We start from the raw sequence: 295 nt of genomic DNA, 5'->3' as shown, positions 1-295 counted from the left end.
TACGTTCTCAGTCCACCCGCGCAGCGGGAAACGCGCCTGCGCGCCATCCTCGATGGCGATCTGCTCGTGCTTGATGACCTGTTCCTGTCACGAACGATTCCCGACGACGCCGGCGCGCTGCTGCAAATGTTGATCCACCAACGCTACAAGCTGCGTCGCAGCGTCGTTGTGACGTCCAACCGCGTCGTCCAGGACTGGGGCGCTTACCTTGGCGACAACACGATGAGCACCACAATCCTCGACCGCCTCATGCATCACTGCCACCTGCTCGAGTTCGACGGTCGCAGCTATCGAC

At 61.7% G+C, this 295-nt stretch carries 1 protein-coding gene; it reads left to right on the top strand.

The features are described 5' to 3' along the window. On the top strand, window positions 1-295 hold a 295-nt coding region (locus AB4Y32_RS40540; RefSeq protein ID WP_368726592.1), incomplete at both ends, for an ATP-binding protein.

The sequence above is a fragment of the Paraburkholderia phymatum genome (assembly GCF_040965635.1).
In the GTDB taxonomy this organism is placed as follows: Bacteria; Pseudomonadota; Gammaproteobacteria; order Burkholderiales; family Burkholderiaceae; genus Paraburkholderia; species Paraburkholderia phymatum_B.
Note: the sequence above shows the minus strand (reverse complement) of the source record. Positions and strands in the feature narration are given on the sequence as shown.